General features: G+C 71.7%; 15 protein-coding genes. 6 read left to right on the top strand and 9 right to left on the bottom strand.

The features are described from left to right. Position 1 precedes the first annotated feature (1 nt). Positions 2-601: a DUF1003 domain-containing protein gene (locus IE153_RS24980; RefSeq protein ID WP_189592065.1), complete on the bottom strand. Its 600-nt coding sequence runs from the start codon at positions 599-601 to the stop codon at positions 2-4. After that, positions 591-1874: a magnesium transporter MgtE N-terminal domain-containing protein gene (locus IE153_RS24975; RefSeq protein ID WP_031105848.1), complete on the bottom strand. Its 1284-nt coding sequence runs from the start codon at positions 1872-1874 to the stop codon at positions 591-593. The genes IE153_RS24980 and IE153_RS24975 overlap by 11 nt, the downstream gene beginning before the upstream one ends. Before the next feature lie 229 nt (positions 1875-2103). On the opposite strand from IE153_RS24975, the gene IE153_RS24970 reads away from it, so the two are divergent. Further along, complete coding sequence (locus tag IE153_RS24970; RefSeq protein WP_189592064.1) at positions 2104-2859, top strand: hypothetical protein; 756 nt, start codon at positions 2104-2106, stop codon at positions 2857-2859. A 4-nt stretch (positions 2860-2863) separates the two neighbouring features. Here the strand turns inward: IE153_RS24970 and IE153_RS24965 are convergent, their stop codons facing one another. Then, on the bottom strand, positions 2864-3376 hold the full coding sequence (locus IE153_RS24965) for a hypothetical protein (protein WP_189592063.1): 513 nt from the start codon (positions 3374-3376) through the stop codon (positions 2864-2866). Between the two features lie 23 nt (positions 3377-3399). Further along, the gene (locus IE153_RS24960; protein ID WP_189592062.1) at positions 3400-4518 is read right to left on the bottom strand and encodes a magnesium and cobalt transport protein CorA; all 1119 of its coding nucleotides are present in this window, start codon (positions 4516-4518) and stop codon (positions 3400-3402) included. A 455-nt stretch (positions 4519-4973) separates the two neighbouring features. Between IE153_RS24960 and IE153_RS24955 the strand changes: the two genes are divergently transcribed. Further along, a complete protein-coding gene (locus tag IE153_RS24955) occupies positions 4974-5558 on the top strand; it encodes a suppressor of fused domain protein (protein ID WP_189592061.1) in 585 nt (194 codons plus the stop codon). A gap of 30 nt (positions 5559-5588) precedes the next feature. Here IE153_RS24955 and IE153_RS24950 read toward each other — a convergent pair whose 3' ends face one another. After that, positions 5589-6812, bottom strand: a complete 1224-nt coding sequence (locus IE153_RS24950) for an MFS transporter (protein ID WP_189592060.1) — start codon at positions 6810-6812, stop codon at positions 5589-5591. Between the two features lie 162 nt (positions 6813-6974). Here IE153_RS24950 and IE153_RS24945 point away from each other — a divergent pair, with 162 nt between their 5' ends. From IE153_RS24945 to IE153_RS24935, 3 genes are all read left to right on the top strand, one after another. Then, on the top strand, positions 6975-7616 hold the full coding sequence (locus IE153_RS24945; protein ID WP_189592059.1) for a DUF6758 family protein: 642 nt from the start codon (positions 6975-6977) through the stop codon (positions 7614-7616). Positions 7617-7729: 113 nt separating this feature from the next. Beyond that, positions 7730-8590 carry a PHP domain-containing protein gene (locus tag IE153_RS24940; RefSeq protein WP_189592058.1) on the top strand — a complete coding sequence of 287 codons (861 nt, stop codon included), beginning with the start codon at positions 7730-7732 and terminating at the stop codon, positions 8588-8590. Positions 8591-8731: 141 nt separating this feature from the next. Then, positions 8732-9337, top strand: a complete 606-nt coding sequence (locus IE153_RS24935; protein WP_189592057.1) for a MarC family protein — start codon at positions 8732-8734, stop codon at positions 9335-9337. 9 nt (positions 9338-9346) lie between these two features. On the opposite strand, the gene IE153_RS24930 is transcribed toward IE153_RS24935, so the two are convergent. Continuing rightward, positions 9347-11452 (bottom strand): trypsin-like serine peptidase, encoded by a 2106-nt coding sequence (locus IE153_RS24930; RefSeq protein WP_189592056.1) that lies wholly within the window; start codon positions 11450-11452, stop codon positions 9347-9349. Between the two features lie 134 nt (positions 11453-11586). Next, positions 11587-11739, bottom strand: coding sequence for a DUF8834 family protein (locus IE153_RS24925; RefSeq protein ID WP_003992775.1), 153 nt, complete (start codon positions 11737-11739; stop codon positions 11587-11589). Between the two features lie 227 nt (positions 11740-11966). On the opposite strand from IE153_RS24925, the gene IE153_RS24920 reads away from it, so the two are divergent. Further along, positions 11967-12860, top strand: coding sequence for an NYN domain-containing protein (locus IE153_RS24920; protein WP_185014104.1), 894 nt, complete (start codon positions 11967-11969; stop codon positions 12858-12860). A 74-nt stretch (positions 12861-12934) separates the two neighbouring features. On the opposite strand, the gene IE153_RS24915 is transcribed toward IE153_RS24920, so the two are convergent. Together IE153_RS24915 and IE153_RS24910 are read right to left on the bottom strand one after the other, a co-directional pair. Further along, complete coding sequence (locus IE153_RS24915; RefSeq protein ID WP_189592055.1) at positions 12935-13813, bottom strand: alpha/beta fold hydrolase; 879 nt, start codon at positions 13811-13813, stop codon at positions 12935-12937. 329 nt (positions 13814-14142) lie between these two features. Continuing rightward, positions 14143-16863 carry a DEAD/DEAH box helicase gene (locus IE153_RS24910; protein ID WP_189592054.1) on the bottom strand — a complete coding sequence of 907 codons (2721 nt, stop codon included), beginning with the start codon at positions 16861-16863 and terminating at the stop codon, positions 14143-14145. Between the last annotated feature and the right edge of the window lie 300 nt (positions 16864-17163).

The following is a 17163-nucleotide window of genomic DNA, read 5'->3' as shown; positions in this document are numbered from 1 at the left end:
CTCAGCGGTCGTCTGCGTCACGTCCCCGTGACCGTTCCGCCGGGAATACGACGGGGTCGTGCCGGTGGCCGCTCTGCCGTTCCTCCATTTCCTTGACCATGTCCTGCAGCTCCGAGCGGATCCAGTCGCGGGTGGCGACCTCGCCCAGGCCGATGCGCAGGGCGGCGATCTCGCGGGTCAGGTACTCGGTGTCCGCGATCGACCGCTCGTTCTGCTTGCGGTCCTGCTCCAGGTTGACCCGGTCGCGGTCGTCCTGCCGGTTCTGCGCGAGCAGGATCAGCGGGGCGGCGTAGGAGGCCTGGAGGGACAGCATCAGGGTCAGGAAGATGAACGGGTACTCGTCGAAGCGCAGGTCGTGCGGCGCGAAGATGTTCCACACCACCCACAGGATGATGACGACCGTCATCCAGACGATGAACCGCCCGGTGCCCAGGAAGCGCGCGATGCGCTCCGACAGCCGCCCGAAGGCCTCCGGGTCGTACTCGGGCAGGAACCGGCGCCGGGGCGACAGCGGCTGGTCGAGGCGGGTGGTGCGGGGCCGGGAGGCGGCCGTGGCGCCCGCCGGTGTGCGGTCGCGCAGGCTCTCGCGCTCAGGAGCCATCGGTGGCCACCTCCTCGTCCAGGTGGAACTCCGTCTCCCGCCAGTCCTCCGGGAGCATGTGATCGAGCACGTCGTCCACGGTCACCGCGCCCAGCAGCGCGCCGGCCTCGTCGACGACGGGCGCCGCGACCATGTCGTACGTGGCGAAGAACCCGGCGATGGCGGGCAGCTCCGCCTCGGGGTCGAGCGGCTGCAGGTCGCTGTCCAGGATGGAGCTGACCAGGGACGGCGGTGGTTCGCGCAGCAGGCGCTGGAAGTGGACCGTGCCCAGGTACTTGCCGGTCGGTGTGTCGTCCGGGGGCCGGCAGACGTAGACCTGGGCGGCCAGGGCGGGGGAGAGGTCGGCGTTGCGGACGCGGGCGAGGGCGTCGGCGACGGTGGCGTCCGGGCGCAGCACGATCGGCTCGGTGGTCATCAGACCGCCCGCCGTGCGGTCCTCGTACGACATCAGGCGGCGCATGTCGGCCGCGTCGCCGGGCTGCATCAGGCTCAGCAGCCGCTCCTGATCGTCCGTGGGCAGTTCGCCCAGCAGGTCGGCCGCGTCGTCCGGGTCCATGGCCTCCAGGACGTCGGCGGCGCGTTCCTCCTTCAGCTTGCCGAGGATCTCGATCTGGTCGTCCTCCGGCAGCTCCTCCAGTACGTCGGCGAGCCGGTCGTCGTCGAGGGCGGCGGCGACCTCGGCCCGGCGCTTGGAGGAGAGGTGGTGCAGGACGTTGGCCAGGTCGGCGGGGCGCAGCTGCTCGAACGTGGCGAGCAGGCTCTCGGCGCCCTGCCCCTGCTCCTCCAGGGAGAAGCCGGTCACGGCGGTCCACTCGACGGTCAGCGCCTCGCCCTTGGCACGCCGGAAGGCACCGCCCCTGCGGCCCTTGCGGACGAAGACCCGGTCGATCTCCCACTCCCGGCGGGCCGGCAGCTGATGCACCGACAGGTCGAGAACGGTGACCTCCTCACCGGTCTCGGTGAGCGTCACACGCCGGTCCAGCAGTTCCCCGAAGACCAGCCGCTCGGTGGGCCGCTGCTCGAAGCGCCGGACGTTGAGCACGCCGGTGGTGATGATCTGACCGGACTGGATGGCGGTGACCCGGGTCATCGGCAGGAAGATACGGCGGCGGGTGGCGAGTTCGACGACGAGGCCGAGCAGCCTCGGGGGCCGCTGCCCCACCCGCAGCATGACGACCAGATCGCGCACCCGCCCCACCTGGTCGCCGGCTGGGTCGAAAACGGCGACACCTTGAAGGTGCGATACGAAGATCCGGGGGGCGCCCGCTGCCATGGCCGCGGCTCCTTTTCGTGCGGGGTGGTTCGTGGTGGCTGTGTGAGTGGCTTTCCTTGTGCCTGTGTCTTCCGAATTGCCCGCTCGGGTGGGCTTCAGGCTAGCCCGTCCCGATCGGTGACGCGTCGGCGGGCGGGCGGTCCGGACGGACTGGCTCCGATCTGCCCGTACGACCCCGGTACCCTGCGGTACGCCGTTCAGGTCTCCCGTCAGAGAGGCAGCCCCACCTGTGACTCCGATTCGCCAGAACCGTGGCCGCGGTGCCGCACTCGCGAGCGCGATGTGCGCTCTGCTCGTGACGGGAACGGTGCTCACCGGCTGCGCGGAGGATCCGAACGAGGGCACCAACGGGGTCGGCAGGCTCCCCGCCGCCAAGATCCAGGGCAAGACCCGGTCGGCCGCCGAATCCGCCGGGGCGGTCCGGATGCACGGCAACGTCGTCAGCGGCGGGCGGACCTACGCGCTCGACGTGCGGCTGAAGGACGACGGCGGCGACGGTTCGGTCACCTCCGAGGGCGCGACCTTCAAGCTGCTGCGCATCGGCGATCAGCTCTACGTCAAGGCGGACGCCGAGTTCTGGACTCACGGCGACGGCAAGGGCGGAAGCGGCAAGGGGGACGCGGCGGCGGCCTCCAAGCTCGGCGGCAAGTACGTGAAGGTGCCGCAGGGCGACCCCTCGTACAAGAAGTTCAGCGGTTTCACGGACAAGGGTCTCCTCCTCGACAGTCTGCTGACCCTGCACGGGACGCTCGCGACGGACGGCCACGACGAGGAGGCGGGCGTCCGCACCATCCGGGTCACCGGTGACAAGGGCTCCGGCGGCACCCTGGAGGTCTCCCTCGAGGGCAAGCCGTACCCGCTGCGCCTGGAGCGGGCCGGCGGGGCGGGCACCCTCACGTTCTCCGGCTGGGGCGAGGACTTCTCCCTCAGGGAGCCGGAGAGGAACGAGACGGTGGACTACGGCAAGCAGCTGCCGGCGTCGTAGGCCGTCAGCGCCGTTTGCGCTTCTTCAGCAGCAGGCGGGGCAGACCCGCCGGGGCCGGCCGGCGGGTGAGCGCCGGGGACGGCAGGGGCGGCTCGGACAGGGAGCCGTCGGGCAGCGGCGTCGTCGCCCCGGCCGGCTCCAGGCGCAGCACCCGGCACTCGCGGGCCCAGCGCCCGGGCATGGCCTCGCCGTCGGGCGCGTTCAGTCGTTTGCCCTTGAGTTCGGCGACCGTCGCGTCCCACGCCTCGGAGCCCGGCGCGAGCTCGGCGACCCGCGCCGTCCAGGTGACCAGCCGGCCGCCCTTGTCCTTGCTGCGGACCGTCACCTTCGCCTCGGCGCCGTCGGCCAGCCCCGGCAGCGGCTGCTCGCCCGGCCCGTCGCCGACCAGGCACGCGGCACCCTCGTGCCACACGTGCCACAGCGCACGCGCCGGGCCGTCGGGGCCCTGGACCCAGACGAGGCCGGACTTCTTCGTGGCCTCCTCGACGAGGGCCTGGTCGAGCAGCTCGCTTGTCATGGGACTCAGCCTAATGCGGCTGCTCACAGCCAGCCGTTCCGCTTCAGGGTGCGGTGGATGCCGAGACAGACGACGACCGTGAAGCCCAGGATCACCGGGTAGCCGTACCGCCAGTGCAGCTCGGGCATGTGGTCGAAGTTCATGCCGTACACGCCGCACACCATCGTCGGCACGGCGATGATCGCGGCCCAGGAGGTGATCTTCCGCATGTCCTCGTTCTGGGCGACCGACGCCTGCGCGAGGTTGGCCTGGAGGATGGAGTTGAGCAGCTCGTCGAAGCCGAGGACCTGCTCCTGGACGCGGGCCAGGTGGTCGGCGACGTCCCGGAAGTACTTCTGGATGTCCGGGTCGATCAGCCGCATGGGCCGCTCGCTCAGCAGCTGCATGGGCCGCAGCAGGGGCGACACGGCCCGCTTGAACTCCAGCACCTCGCGCTTGAGTTGGTAGATCCGGCCGGCGTCCGAACCGCGCGGCGAGCCCTTGCGCCCCGGGGAGAACACATCGGTCTCGACCTCGTCGATGTCGTCCTGTACTGCGTCGGCCACGGCGATGTACCCGTCGACGACGTGGTCCGCGATGGCGTGCAGCACGGCCGAGGGGCCCTTGGCGAGCAGCTCGGGGTCGTCCTGGAGGCGGTGCCTGAGGGCGCGCAGGGAGCCCTGTCCGCCGTGCCGGACGGTGATGAAGAAGTCCCGTCCGGTGAAGCACATGACCTCGCCGGACTCGACGACCTCGCTGTTGGCGTCGAGCTGGTCGTGCTCGACGTAGTGGATGGTCTTGAAGACCGTGAAGAGGGAGTCGTCGTAGCGCTCCAGCTTGGGCCGCTGGTGGGCCTGGACGGCGTCCTCCACGGCCAGCGGGTGCAGCCCGAACTCACTGGCGATGCCGGAGAATTCGGCCTCCGTCGGCTCGTGCAGGCCGATCCACACGAAGCCCCCGTCGCGGCGCACCAGGCGCACCGCCTCGTGCGGGGTCAGGGCGGTCTCGGTCTCGATGCGGCGGCCGTCCCGGTAGACGGCGCAGTCGACGACGGCCGAGGCGGCCGCGGGGCTGCGGGTGGCGTCGTACGTCCCGCCGTCCTTGCGCAGCGACACACGGGACGGACGGACGACTGCTGCGCGCAGGTCGCGGATCATCGACATGGCGGGCTCCTTCGCGGGCGTGCAACGAACGGCGCCGGCGACGGGTGGAACCACCCGGAATGAGGACGTAGTGACTACGGATGTTTGGCACGTCCACAAAGCGGGGAGCACCGCACCGTCGCGGTGGCCGGTTTCGTTACTGATTCAGCTACTGAGGCAGATCAGGCAAAGCGAAACGAAGCGCTCTTCCGCGGTGAAGCGAGTGCGAGAGGTGGCAGCCGGAGACAGAAGCAGCTACATCGGCGGCGCGAAGAGCGTGGTGCTACTGCACGGTCGACTTCGATCCATTGCAGCCCCACCTCCTCCGGCCGGTCCCTCGTAAGGGAGTTCCTTCGGCGTCGGGGCTTGATCGCGACGCTTCTGCGTGCTGCCCCGAACCACCGGGCAAGAGTAGCAGCCGACACAACTGTCAAGGTGCTGCTTTGCCCGCTACTGGCGAGTTCTATGCTCGCCGCATGGCAGATGTTCTTCCTCTGGTCGAAGCCCGGTTGCGCACCGCGCTGGGCGAACCGGACGCGCGCGCGGCGGTCACCTTTCTCGGCACGGACCGCATCGAGGTGCTCCGCTTCCAGGAGGGCGGCATCGCCCGCTACGCCTCGCTCGGCATGTCCGCGCACCCCATGACGGACCCCACGTCCGTGGTCGCCGACCCGGTCAAGGGTCCGCGCGCCGAGCTGGTGCTCTCGGTCCGTGCCGGGATCGCCGACACCGACAAGGTGCTCCGGCCGCTCGCCGTGCTCGCGGCGTCTCCGCAGGTGGAGGGGCTGGTCGTGGCCCCCGGCGCCTCCCTCGACGTCGGTGAGCCGCTGTGGCCCGGCGCCCCGTTCACCTCGGTCCTGGTCGCCGAGCCGGGCGGCCTGGTGGAGGACCTGGAACTCGACGAACCCCTCGACCCCGTGCGCTTCCTGCCGCTGCTGCCGATGACCCCGAACGAGGCTGCCTGGAAGCGGGTGCACGGCGCGCAGGCGCTTCAGGAGCGGTGGCTGAACCAGGGGACGGACCTCCGGGATCCGTCCCGGAAGTCCGTCCCGCTGGAGTGAGCAAGCTCACCAACCCCAGGCTGTGCGGCGTCAGTTGGCGAACACGGTGACACCGTCCTCGGTCGCGTGCTTCGGCTCCAGCTCCTCGGCTTCGTAGGTGAGGGCCTTGCGCCGTACGACGACCACGACCGCGCCCGCGACCGCGGTGAGCGCCGCCACCACGAACGGGATGTGGATGTCGGTCCACTCCTCGATCTTCGGCGCGAAGTACGGAGCGGCCGCCGCGGCGAACCAGCGCACGAAGTTGTAGCCCGCGCTCGCCACCGGCCGGGGCGCGTCCGAGACGCCGAGGGCCAGCTCGGTGTAGACGGTGTTGTTCACGCCGATGAAGGCACCGGACAGGATCGTGCAGACGACGGCGGTCGTGTGGGAGCCGTAGCCGAGCACCAGGACGTCGGCCGCGAGCAGGACCAGCGAACCGCCGAGCACCTTCAGCGAACCGAACCGCTTCTGGAGCCGGGGCGCCACGATCACCGAGAAGACGGCGAGCAGCACACCCCAGGCGAAGAACACCGCACCCGACTTGTACGGGGTCATGTTCAGCACGAACGGCGTGAAGGCCAGCACGGTGAAGAACGTGTAGTTGTAGAAGAACGCCGAGACCGCCGCGGAGGCGAGGCCGCCGTGGCCGAGGGCCTTGAGCGGGTCGAGCAGCGAGGTCTTGCGGGCCGGCTTCGGCTGCTCCTTCAGGAACACCGTGATGCACAGGAAGCCGACGGCCATCAGGAACGCCGTGCCGAAGAACGGGTAGCGCCAGCTGGCGTCGCCGAGCAGGGCGCCCAGCAGCGGGCCGCAGGCCATGCCGAGGCCGAGGGCCGACTCGTACAGCAGGATCGCCGCGGCACTGCCGCCGGCCGCGGCACCGACGATGACCGCGAGGGCCGTCGAGACGAACAGCGCGTTGCCGAGGCCCCATCCGGCCCGGAAGCCCACCAGTTCGCCGACGGATCCGGAGGTGCCCGCGAGCCCGGCGAACACCACGACGAACGCGAGGCCGAGCAGCAGCGTCTTCTTCCCGCCGAACCGGCTGGAGACGAAGCCGGTGACCAGCATCGCGACGGCCGTGATGAGGAAGTACGAGGTGAAGAGCAGGGAGACCTGGCTCGCCGTGGCGTTCAGGCCCTGGGCGATGGACGGCAGGATCGGGTCGACGAGCCCGATGCCCATGAAGGCGACGACCGATGCTCCAGCGGTGGCCCACACGGACTTGGGCTGCTTCAGGAGGCCGCCCGCTCCGGCGTCGAAGGGGTCCATTGCTTGCTCCCTTTCCCGAGACGTAGATAGTTGGTATATACACATACTAAGTTAGACGAGCTAATTAATGCAAGCTACATCTAATATGGGGTGGTGAAGGGTTCCGTCCGGATGGGTGATCGTCCTTGACGCGGCGGGGCGGGGGTAGGACCGTGGGGCCCTATGAGGGGCGAACCCAGTTGCCCGAAGTGCGGTGGCCGGGTCAGGGCTCCCGGCCTCTTCTCCGACTCGTGGCAGTGCGATGTGCACGGCACCGTTCATCCGGTGCAGCCCGTGATACCGCCCAGCGTCGACGCCCTCAACGTCGTGGTGCACCGCACCCAGGTGCCGCTGTGGATGCCGTGGCCGTTGCCGGTGGGATGGCTGTTCACGGGAGTGGCCTGCGCGGGGGACGACCGCACGGGCGGCCGTGCGACCGCCGTCGCCTGCACGGGGCCCGGGCCGCTCGGCGGCATGGGTGAACTGATCCTGGTGGCCGAGGAGCTCGGGGTCGGGCTCGGGGCGCGCTACGCCGGCATGGACGGTCCCGACCCGGGGCCGCACATGAACGTCGAGAAGCCGCCCCAGGCGAAGGTGCTGGCCGCCGGGCGTCCCACACCGCTGTGGCACGTGGCCGGGGCGCCGGACGACCGGGCGGTGTTCGCGGGGGAGGCGCTCGGGATGTGGCTGTGGGCCGTGGTGTGGCCCGAGCAGTCCGGGCTGCTGATGTACGACGAGCTGGTGCTGGCGGATCTCCGGGAGGCGGGGGCGGAGGTGGAGCTGGTGCCTTGTGGGGCGTTGTCGCCGCGCTTGCTCCAGCCGTAGCGCCTGCGGGGGTGTAGGGGGCGCTTGCCGCATTCAGGTATGACATCGGGCGTTGAAAATGCGGTTATCCTTGAGCAGCCCTGTTCGTGCCGTCTGTGTCTGGAGCTCGTGTCGTGCGTATCGATCTGCACACCCACTCCACCGCTTCCGACGGTACGGACTCGCCCGCCGAGCTGGTGCGGAAAGCCGCTGTGACCGGGCTCGACGTCGTCGCACTCACCGATCACGACACCACCCGCGGGCATGCCGAGGCGATCGCCGCGCTGCCCGAGGGCGTCACGCTGGTCACCGGGGCCGAGCTCTCCTGCCGGATCGACGGGATCAGCATGCACATGCTGGCCTACCTCTTCGACGCCGAGGAGCCGGCGCTGCTCGCCGAGCGGGAGCTGGTCCGGGACGACCGGGTTCCGCGCGCCCAGGGGATGATCGCCAAGCTCCAGGAGCTGGGCGTGCCGGTGACGTGGGAGCAGGTGGCGCGGATCGCCGGTGAGGGGTCCGTCGGACGCCCGCACGTGGCGAGCGCGCTCGTCGAGCTGGGTGTCGTGCCCACGGTGAACGACGCCTTCACGCAGGACTGGCTCGCCGACGGAGGCCGGGTCTTCGTGGAGAAGCACGAGACCGACCCCTTCGAGGCGATCCGGCTGATCAAGGGCGCCGGCGGGGTCGCGGTGTTCGCGCACCCCGGGGCGAGCAAGCGGGGGCTCACGGTGCCGGAGGCCGCCATCGCCGAGATGGCCGCGGCCGGGCTGGACGGCCTGGAAGTCGACCACATGGACCACGACGCGGACACCCGGGCGCGGCTGCGAGGGCTGGCCAAGGAGCTCGGGCTCCTCGTGACCGGGTCGTCGGACTACCACGGCAGTCGCAAGACGTGCGTGCTCGGGGAGTACACGACGGATCCCGAGGTCTACGGGGAGATCACCCGGCGGGCCTTCGGGGCGTTTCCCGTGCCGGGGGCCGGCGGGGCTCACTGAGGTTTCTCTCCCCAGATCTCTTGTCAGGCACCCGGCGTCGCCGGCCGTGCCACCCCGTTCCGCCGTGCGGAACGCCTGCCCACAGCGGTCGCGGCTCGCTGCTGCCCACCGCGCGTTTCAGCAATCCCGCAAGGCTCACTCATGTTCGACCTCGCCGTCTTCGGCTCCCTGTTCCTGACCCTCTTCGTCATCATGGATCCCCCCGGGATCACACCGATCTTCCTCGCGCTCACCGCCGGCCGGCCCGGCAAGGTGCAGAAGCGGATGGCCTTCCAGGCCGTCTGTGTCGCCGGCGGTGTGATCACCGTGTTCGGGCTTCTCGGGCACCAGATCCTCAACTATCTGCACGTGTCCGTGCCCGCGCTGATGATCGCGGGCGGTCTGCTCCTTCTGCTGATCGCGCTGGATCTGCTCACCGGGAAGACCGACGAGCCGAAGCAGACCAAGGACGTGAACGTCGCCCTCGTACCGCTGGGCATGCCGCTGCTGGCCGGGCCCGGGGCGATCGTGTCGGTCATCCTCGCCGTGCAGAAGGCCCACAGCGTCGCCACGCAGGTGTCCGTGTGGACGGCGATCCTCGCCATCCACGTCGTGCTGTGGATGGTGATGCGCTACTCGCTGGTGATCATCCGGATCATCAAGGACGGCGGTGTGGTCCTGGTGACCCGCCTCGCCGGCATGATGCTCTCCGCGATCGCCGTGCAGCAGATCATCAACGGCGTCACACAGGTGATCCAGGGGAGCTGAGGCTTCCCGTCAGGGCCGCAGGACGCCGCCGATCTCCTGGGCCGCCTGGGGGTGGCCGAGGTACTCCTCGATCTTGTGCGCGCGGTCGCGGCCGTTGGAGACGGGCGGCTGGGTGAGCTTCCCCCACCGTTCGTCCTCCAGGGGGCAGCCGATGGCCACCGCATCGGTGGGGCACCAGACGTTCACCCAGGCACGCACCCGGGGCGGCTGGTGCGGGCCTCGGGTGAGGAGCCGCTCGTTGACGCCGTCCAGGCCGAGCGGGCTGCCCGCGGTGACGAGCAGGACGGGGTCGAGGCCGTCCGGGAGCCGGGTCAGGAGGTCCATGCCCACGACCGTGCCCAGGCTGTGCGTGACCAGCACCAGCTCGCCGCTGGTCGGCATCGTCTCCATGACGGTGTCCAGCACCGCCTCCCGCACGGCGCTGTCGCCGAGGTACAGGTCGACGTCCCGCAGGAACGTGGCGATGGTCCACTCGTCCAGGTCGGACCGGGCGGCCAGCCAGCTCAGCGGCCGGTGCAGAGCTCCGACCAGGCCCGAACCGAAGCCCTCCGTGGCCGCCGGCCCGTTCTGGGGCATGCCGGCCCGGGCGGCCGCCTCGTAGAGCAGCTGCTCGTAGGAGCCCGTGGGGGACTCCGCGGCGAACACCTCGGCGGCAGCGGCGGCGCTCACCCGGTCGAGACCGATGGGCTCCGCCGTGCTCTCCCTGCCGCTCACGAGGTCGTTCAGTCTCGTGCCGTAGAACGGGAACCACACGTCCTCCGGGTCGAGCGTGGGCATGGACGCGAGGGTGAGACCGCGGTTCAGGCCGGCCGTCCAGGACACGCGGAGCAGGTCGGGGTACTTCTCCTGCTGGTCCCGGCCGTGCAGGAAGACCAGGTGCTGACGGCCGCCGAAAGCCGTACCGCGGGCCCGGAGCCCGACCCTGGGCCGCTGGGGCCCGGTCTCGCTCTCGGTCATGGGGACCGTCACCGGAACCCCGGGGACCGGCGGGGTGGTGACGCCCGGCACCGCGCCCGTCCGCTCGGGCCGGCCCCCGGGGGCCGCCGCGGGGACGGCCGGTGCGGAGGCCATGGCCTGGTCCAGACCCGTGTCCGGGCCCATCTCGGCCAGCAGGGCACGCCGAGCCGGGTCGAGGCCCAGTCCGGCCAGGTGCTTCAGGATCGAGCTGATCCGGACGCCCTCGTTGGCGACCCACTCGATGGCGTCGTCGCCGTCGCCCTGCTGCCAGGGCCGGCCGTCCTTGCGCAGCACGCGGCCCTGGTCGTCCTTCTTCGGCACGCCGCTGTGGTGCAGCGCCACGACCTCCCACTGGTCGTTGAAGACGGGGGAGCCGGAGTTGCCCGGTTCGGTGTCGGTCGTGTAGTGGACGAAGTCGTCCAGGCGGACCAGCACCGCGTTGTCACGCAGCGCGATCTCCTTCAGCCGCCCCGAGGGATGGCCGATGATGTTCACCTTCTCGCCGAGCACCAGCTTGCCGATCTGCACGCTCAGCCGGTTCCAGCCGAAGATCTCGCCCGGGGCGGGGCCGTCCTGGGCGGGCTTCACCGCCACCAGGGCGAAGTCGAGCCGCCGGTCCGCGGCGAAGAACGCCCCGGGGTCGAGCTCCGTCCGGACGACGGTGTCGGGCAGGTTGTCGGCCGTGACCTGGGCGTTGAACTCGGCGAAGCAGGTGCGGGCGAAGGCCTCGTCGGGCAGGACGTGGTGGTTGGTCATCAGCAGCCGCGGCGAGACCAGGAAGCCGGTGCCGTGCGGCAGCTCCCGGCCGTCGCGACGCAGGGTGATCCGGGCGACCGTGGCTCCGGCCCTGACCCCGCGCGGCAGGAAGCTCCAGGCCTGGAGCTCGTTGGACAGGTCGATGATCCGCTCGTTGGCGTCCGGCAGGTCCATGGCCTCGCGGTGGATGTCCGCCACCACCGCCGAGGGCGACAGACCGCCCCGGTCGAGGATCCGGTCCGCGCGCACCGCCAGCGCGTCCGGGGAGTCCGGGAACCGCACGCCGGCCGCCAGCCGGCCCTCGACCCGCTCGCGTTCCGCGGCCGAGTCCTCGTAGCGCCGCGCGGCCTCGTCGGCGGCTTGCTGGTGCAGCTCCTTGTGCGACCGGTCCGTCACCGACATGCTCCACCGTCCTGTTCTGGTTCGCGCCGTGCCCCCTCAGCCAGTACGCCCCCGACCAGGGACTCCCGCAACAGCGGAGCCCCCGCACGGCCGATGCCGGGCGGGGGCTGCGAAGTGTGGGAGAGCTGCGCGCGTTATGAGGCCGTGGTCTCGGCCGGGCGGATCCAGAGGCGCTGCCCTATGGCGGCCGCCTGCTGAACGATGCGGTTGACGGAGGCGGCGTCCACAACGGTCGAGTCCACAGGTGTGCCGTCGACGTCGTCGAGTCGCATGATTTCGAAGCGCAAGGGCTTCTCCCTTCGTCTGGTCATCCTCCTGAGGAGAACTACTTGGGTGTGCGGCCCACCAGGTCCGTGCCCGGTGTTCCATATGGGTCAACAGGGACGCGGGGGTGAAACATTCCCTACGCTAAGGAAATTTTTCGAACGGCTAATTACTAAGTCGTAAGAGTGTCGTTACGGGACCGACCGGGACCAGTTGTGTTCGCAGCGTGACCGCCGGGACAATGGGGGTGATGAACGACGACCTCGCGGCCCTCCACACCCGCATCGACCGCACCAACGAGCTGCTCCAGCGCATGCTCGCCGAGGTGGCGAAGACACCCTCGACCCACGCGATCTTCGTCGATGCCGGGTATCTGTACGCGGCCGCGGGACGCCTCGTCGCCGGCACGGAGGACCGCCGCGCCTTCGACCTGGACGCCGAAGGCCTGATCGACGCACTCATCGACCGGGCCCGCACGATCTTCGCGGACAGCCGGCTGCTGCGCGTCTACTGGTACGACGGCGCCCGGCGCCGCATCCACACGGCCGAGCAGCAGACCATCGCGGAACTGCCGGACGTCAAGGTGCGCCTCGGCAACCTCAACGCCAACAACCAGCAGAAGGGCGTCGACTCACTCATCCGCTCCGACCTGGAGTCCCTCGCCCGGCACCGCGCCATCAGCGACGCGGCCCTGCTCGGCGGCGACGAGGACCTGGTCTCGGCGGTGGAGGCGGCCCAGGGGTACGGCGCCCGGGTCCACCTCTGGGGCATCGAGGCGCCGGAGGGCCGCAACCAGGCCGAACCCCTCCTGTGGGAGGTCGACAGCCAGCGCACCTTGGACCTCGACTTCTTCAAGCCGTACGTCTCCCGCCGCACAGCCCCCGGCTACGAGACGACCGCGAACCGGCCCACCCGCGAGGACGTGCGGTTCGTGGGCGCGCAGATCGCGGCGAAGTGGCTGGCGGCACGCGGCCGGGACACGCTGGTGGAGCTGCTGCCCGGGCATCCGTACCTGCCCGGGTCGGTGGACCAGGACCTGCTCGTGGAGGCGGAGGGCCTGCTGCAGTACTCGCTGCGTGGCCAGGCGGATCTCAGACGGGCGCTGCGTGACGGCTTCTGGGAGCATCTGCGGACGCAGTACTAGGCGGGAGCGGTCCGGAGTGCTCTGGGACGTCCAGACCGGACCGGACCGGACCGGTCTGGACGTCGGACAGGTGACTACATCCGGCCGAGGCCGTCCCAGAAGTCGGCGAGGGCGTGGGCCGTCGGGAGCGGCTGGTCGGCGTTGGGGGAGTGCTCGGCTCCGCTGATGACCGTGCGGTGCGCGTCCAGCCGCTGGGCCATGTCGTCCAGGATCGCCACCGGCCAGGTGTCGTCGTGCGTGCCCGACAGGACGTGGAACGGCAACGGGATCGCGGAGAGTTCGGCCACGCGGTCCGGCTCGGTGCACAACTGACGTCCGGTCGCCAGGAGTTGGGCAGGGCTGTGGCACAGCCAGCGGCGGCGCAGCTGGTCCTGGTCGCCGAGACCGCGGGCGGGCCCGCCGACTTCCTCCGGCGGTCCCATGGCCTGGATGGCCTCCCACACCTCCGCCATCGACAGCACGGCGAGCGCGTCCCGCAGCAGCTTCACGCGCTGCTGCTGGGAGACGGAGATCTCCGCCGGGCCGGACGAGACCAGGGTGAACGAGACGAACGGGGAGTGGTCGAGGAGCACGGCCGCACGGGCGATCTGCCCGCCGAGCGAATGCCCCACGAGGTGCACGGGCCCGCCCAGGGCCTCGGCCTGCGCGAGCACGTCCCGCGCGAGTTCCCGCTGGGCGTAGGCGGACTCGTCCTCCAGCGGGCCGCCCGACTCGTGCTGCCCCCGTCCGTCCACGGCGACGACCCGGTACCCCCGCTGTGCGAGCGGCGCGTGGAGCAGCCTGAAGTCCTCCTTGCTGCCGGTGAATCCGGGCAGCATCAGGACGACTCCCCGCTCCTGCCTGCCCCCCTCCGGCGACGCCGACGAGTCGACGACGGCGAACTGGCCGCGTGGGGTGTGCAGGGGGTAGGCACGGGCGCCCGGGGGCGGGGGGAAGGCGGGGTGGCTGGTCACGGGGCGAGGGTAGCGGGTGGGCGTTGGGGGTGGGGGTGGGGTGGCTGGCCTGCCCTGAGCGCTCTGGAGCTGTGCTCCGGTGGTTCGGCGGGGTCGGGCCCTGTGTCCGGGTGGGGTTCGGTGGGAAGCGGTGTAGTGCGCCGGGTGGGGTTCGGCAGGGGACTGGAGCTGTGCCCGGGCGGGACCGGGGCTTGCGCCCCGGCCGACATCGGCCGGCACCGGCGCCGTGCCGAGGCGACTCGGCGGGGTCGGGCACCGTCTCCTGGGGGAACGCCGACGGCCCGGCTCCCCCTCAGGGGGAGCCGGGCCGTCGCGGAGGGGTGGGTGGGTCAGCCCTCCGTGGGCTCCGCGGTGGCAGCGGCCTTGCGGGTGCGGCGAGCCCTGGGCTTCGCCTCCGCCGCGTCCTCCGAAACGGCAGCCGTGGCGGCCGTGGTCGCCTTGCGCGTACGGCGCGGCTTGGCGGCGGCCTCCGGCTCCTGATCCGCCTGAGCCGGGATCTCGGCGACGGCAGGGGCGGCCTCGGCGGCCTTGCGGGTGCGGCGGCGCGGCTTGGCCTCCGTGCCCTCGGCCGTGTCGGCGGCGGCCTCGGCCGCCGCGGCGGTCTTCCGCGTCCGGCGCGGCTTGGCCTCCACGGCCTCCGCGTCCGGGGCAGCGGCGGCCGTCTTCCGTGTCCGGCGCGGCTTGGCCTCGGCGGCCTCCGGCTCCTGGACCGTCTGAGCCGGGATCTCGGCGACGGCAGGGGCGGCCTCGGCGGCCTTGCGGGTGCGGCGGCGCGGCTTGGCCTCCGTGCCCTCGGCCGTGTCGGCGGCGGCCTCGGCCGCCGCGGCGGTCTTCCGCGTCCGGCGCGGCTTGGCCTCCACGGCCTCCGCGTCCGGGGCAGCGGCGGCCGTCTTCCGTGTCCGGCGCGGCTTGGCCTCCGTGCCCTCGGCCGTGTCGACGGCGGCCTCCGCCGGGGCGGCGGCCGCCTTACGGGTGCGACGCGGCTTGGCCTCCGCGGCCTCGACCGCGGCCGTGCCGGCGGCCTCGGCGCTCTCGGCGGCCTTGCGGGTGCGGCGGCGCGGCTTGGCCTCGGTGGCCTCCGCCGTGTCGACCGCGGTCTCGGCCGCTGCCGTCGCCTTGCGCGTACGCCGGGGCTTCGCCTCGACCGTCTCGGCGGCGGTGTCCTCCACCGCGGCCGCTGCCTTGCGGGTGCGGCGCGGCTTCGTCTCGGTCGGCTCCGGCGCGGACTCGGTGGTCCCCTCGGCCGTGTCGACCGCAACCTCGGCTGCGGACGCCGCGGTCTTGCGGGTGCGGCGGCGCGGCTTGGCGGGGGCTGCCTCGGGCAGCGCCGACTCCTCGGCGGTCGGGGGTTCCGCGACGGTCGCCGGCTCCACGGCCGACGGCGTCATCGGGGATGCCTCGGTCTGCACCGTAGGTGTCACCGCGGTCTCGGTCGCCACCGCCGGGGTCTCCGACCGGCGGGTACGGCGCCGACGCGGCTTCGCAGCCGTCTCCACGGCTTCCGCGGCCGTGCCCTCCGCCGTGGCGACGGCGGTCTCCGCCTGCTCGGACGCGGGGGACTCGACCGCCGCGACCTGAGCCTGCTCGGACTGCGCCCCGCCGCGGGTGCGACGACGGCGACGCGGAGTGCGCGGAGCCGTCACGGTGTCCGCCTCGGCGGCACCGCCGGTGGCCGTGGTGTCCGGTGCGGTGGTGCCGGCGGGCTCGGGTGCGCCGTCCAGCGCGGCCCCGCCGCGCGTACGGCGACGGCGACGCGGAGTACGCGACGACCGCTCGCGGTCGGCCGAGCGGGACTCGTCCCGGTCGCTGCGGCCCCCTCGGCCACCTCGGCCGTCGCGCCCGCGCGGCCCGCGGCCGCCCGGCTCGCCCAGGTCTTCCAGCTGCTCCGCGTCCAGCCCGGCGCGCGTGCGCTCCGAGCGCGGCAGGAGGCCCTTGGTGCCCTCGGGAATGCCGAGGTCGGAGTAGAGGTGCGGGGACGTGGAGTACGTCTCCGGCGGGTCGTTGAAGTCCAGCTCCAGCGCCTTGTTGATCAGCTGCCAGCGCGGAATGTCGTCCCAGTCGACGAGCGTGATCGCGATGCCCTTGGCGCCCGCGCGGCCCGTACGGCCGATGCGGTGCAGGTACGTCTTCTCCTCTTCCGGCGACTGGTAGTTGATGACGTGCGTCACGCCCTCGACGTCGATACCGCGGGCGGCGACGTCGGTGCAGACGAGCACGTCCACCTTGCCGTTGCGGAACGCCCGCAGCGCCTGCTCACGGGCGCCCTGGCCGAGGTCGCCGTGGACCGCGCCGGAGGCGAAGCCGCGCTGCTTGAGCTGGTCGGCGAGGTCGGCCGCGGTGCGCTTGGTGCGGCAGAAGACCATGGCCAGTCCCCGGCCCTCGGCCTGCAGGATGCGCGCGACCATCTCGGGCTTGTCCATGTTGTGCGCGCGGTAGATGTACTGCTTGGTGTTCGCGACCGTCGCGCCCGCGTCGTCCGGCGACGTGGCACTGATGTGCGTGGGCTGCGACATGTAGCGGCGGGCGAGGCCGATGACCGCGCCCGGCATGGTCGCCGAGAACAGCATGGTCTGGCGCCGCACCGGCAGCATATTGATGATCTTCTCGACGTCGGGCAGGAAGCCCAGGTCGAGCATCTCGTCGGCCTCGTCGAGGACCAGCGACTTGACGTGCTTCAGGTTCAGCTTCTTCTGCCCGGCGAGGTCGAGCAGCCGGCCCGGGGTGCCGACGACCACGTCGACGCCCTTCTTCAGGGCCTCGACCTGGGGCTCGTAGGCCCGGCCGCCGTAGATGGCGAGGACGCGCACATTGCGCACCTTGCCCGCGGTCAGCAGGTCGTTGGTGACCTGCGTGCACAGCTCGCGCGTGGGGACGACGACGAGCGCCTGCGGGGCTTCGGTGAGGTCTTCGGGCTCGGCGCGTCCGGCCTCGACGTCGGCGGGGACGGTGACGCGCTCGAGGAGCGGGAGGCCGAAGCCCAGCGTCTTGCCGGTGCCGGTCTTGGCCTGGCCGATGACGTCCTTGCCCGACAGGGCCACGGGGAGCGTCATCTCCTGGATGGGGAAGGGAGTGATGATGCCGACGGCCTCAAGGGCCTCGGCGGTCTCGGGGAGGATTCCGAGCTCTCGGAACGTAGTCAGGGTGCTGCCTCTTCTGTGTGGGCGGCGCGAGGCGAGCGCGGGGTCGTGTCAGACCGTGCCGGGGACGTCGGCTGCCTACGGGCGGACCGTAGAGCACGGGACCGCGCCGACGCTCTAGCGCTCGTGCCGCTGAGGGTGTCCCCCTCCGGGTCTCGTACGCACTGTGGCGGACGGCCGGGGAGGGCTGTCGGGTCGGAGCCGATCGGGCCA

This window comes from Streptomyces massasporeus, from assembly GCF_014648995.1.
GTDB classification, from domain to species: Bacteria; Actinomycetota; Actinomycetes; order Streptomycetales; family Streptomycetaceae; genus Streptomyces; species Streptomyces massasporeus.
This window is presented reverse-complemented; position numbering and strand designations above follow the sequence as displayed.

Coding starts and splice junctions, on each gene's coding strand:
- IE153_RS24980 (WP_189592065.1), bottom strand. CDS start 601: ATGGCTCCTGAGCGCGAGAGCCTGCGCGACCGCACACCGGCGGGCGCC.
- IE153_RS24975 (WP_031105848.1), bottom strand. CDS start 1,874: ATGGCAGCGGGCGCCCCCCGGATCTTCGTATCGCACCTTCAAGGTGTC.
- IE153_RS24965 (WP_189592063.1), bottom strand. CDS start 3,376: ATGACAAGCGAGCTGCTCGACCAGGCCCTCGTCGAGGAGGCCACGAAG.
- IE153_RS24960 (WP_189592062.1), bottom strand. CDS start 4,518: ATGTCGATGATCCGCGACCTGCGCGCAGCAGTCGTCCGTCCGTCCCGT.
- IE153_RS24955 (WP_189592061.1), top strand. CDS start 4,974: ATGGCAGATGTTCTTCCTCTGGTCGAAGCCCGGTTGCGCACCGCGCTG.
- IE153_RS24950 (WP_189592060.1), bottom strand. CDS start 6,812: ATGGACCCCTTCGACGCCGGAGCGGGCGGCCTCCTGAAGCAGCCCAAG.
- IE153_RS24945 (WP_189592059.1), top strand. CDS start 6,975: ATGAGGGGCGAACCCAGTTGCCCGAAGTGCGGTGGCCGGGTCAGGGCT.
- IE153_RS24935 (WP_189592057.1), top strand. CDS start 8,732: ATGTTCGACCTCGCCGTCTTCGGCTCCCTGTTCCTGACCCTCTTCGTC.
- IE153_RS24930 (WP_189592056.1), bottom strand. CDS start 11,452: ATGTCGGTGACGGACCGGTCGCACAAGGAGCTGCACCAGCAAGCCGCC.
- IE153_RS24920 (WP_185014104.1), top strand. CDS start 11,967: ATGAACGACGACCTCGCGGCCCTCCACACCCGCATCGACCGCACCAAC.
- IE153_RS24910 (WP_189592054.1), bottom strand. CDS start 16,863: ATGACGCTCCCCGTGGCCCTGTCGGGCAAGGACGTCATCGGCCAGGCC.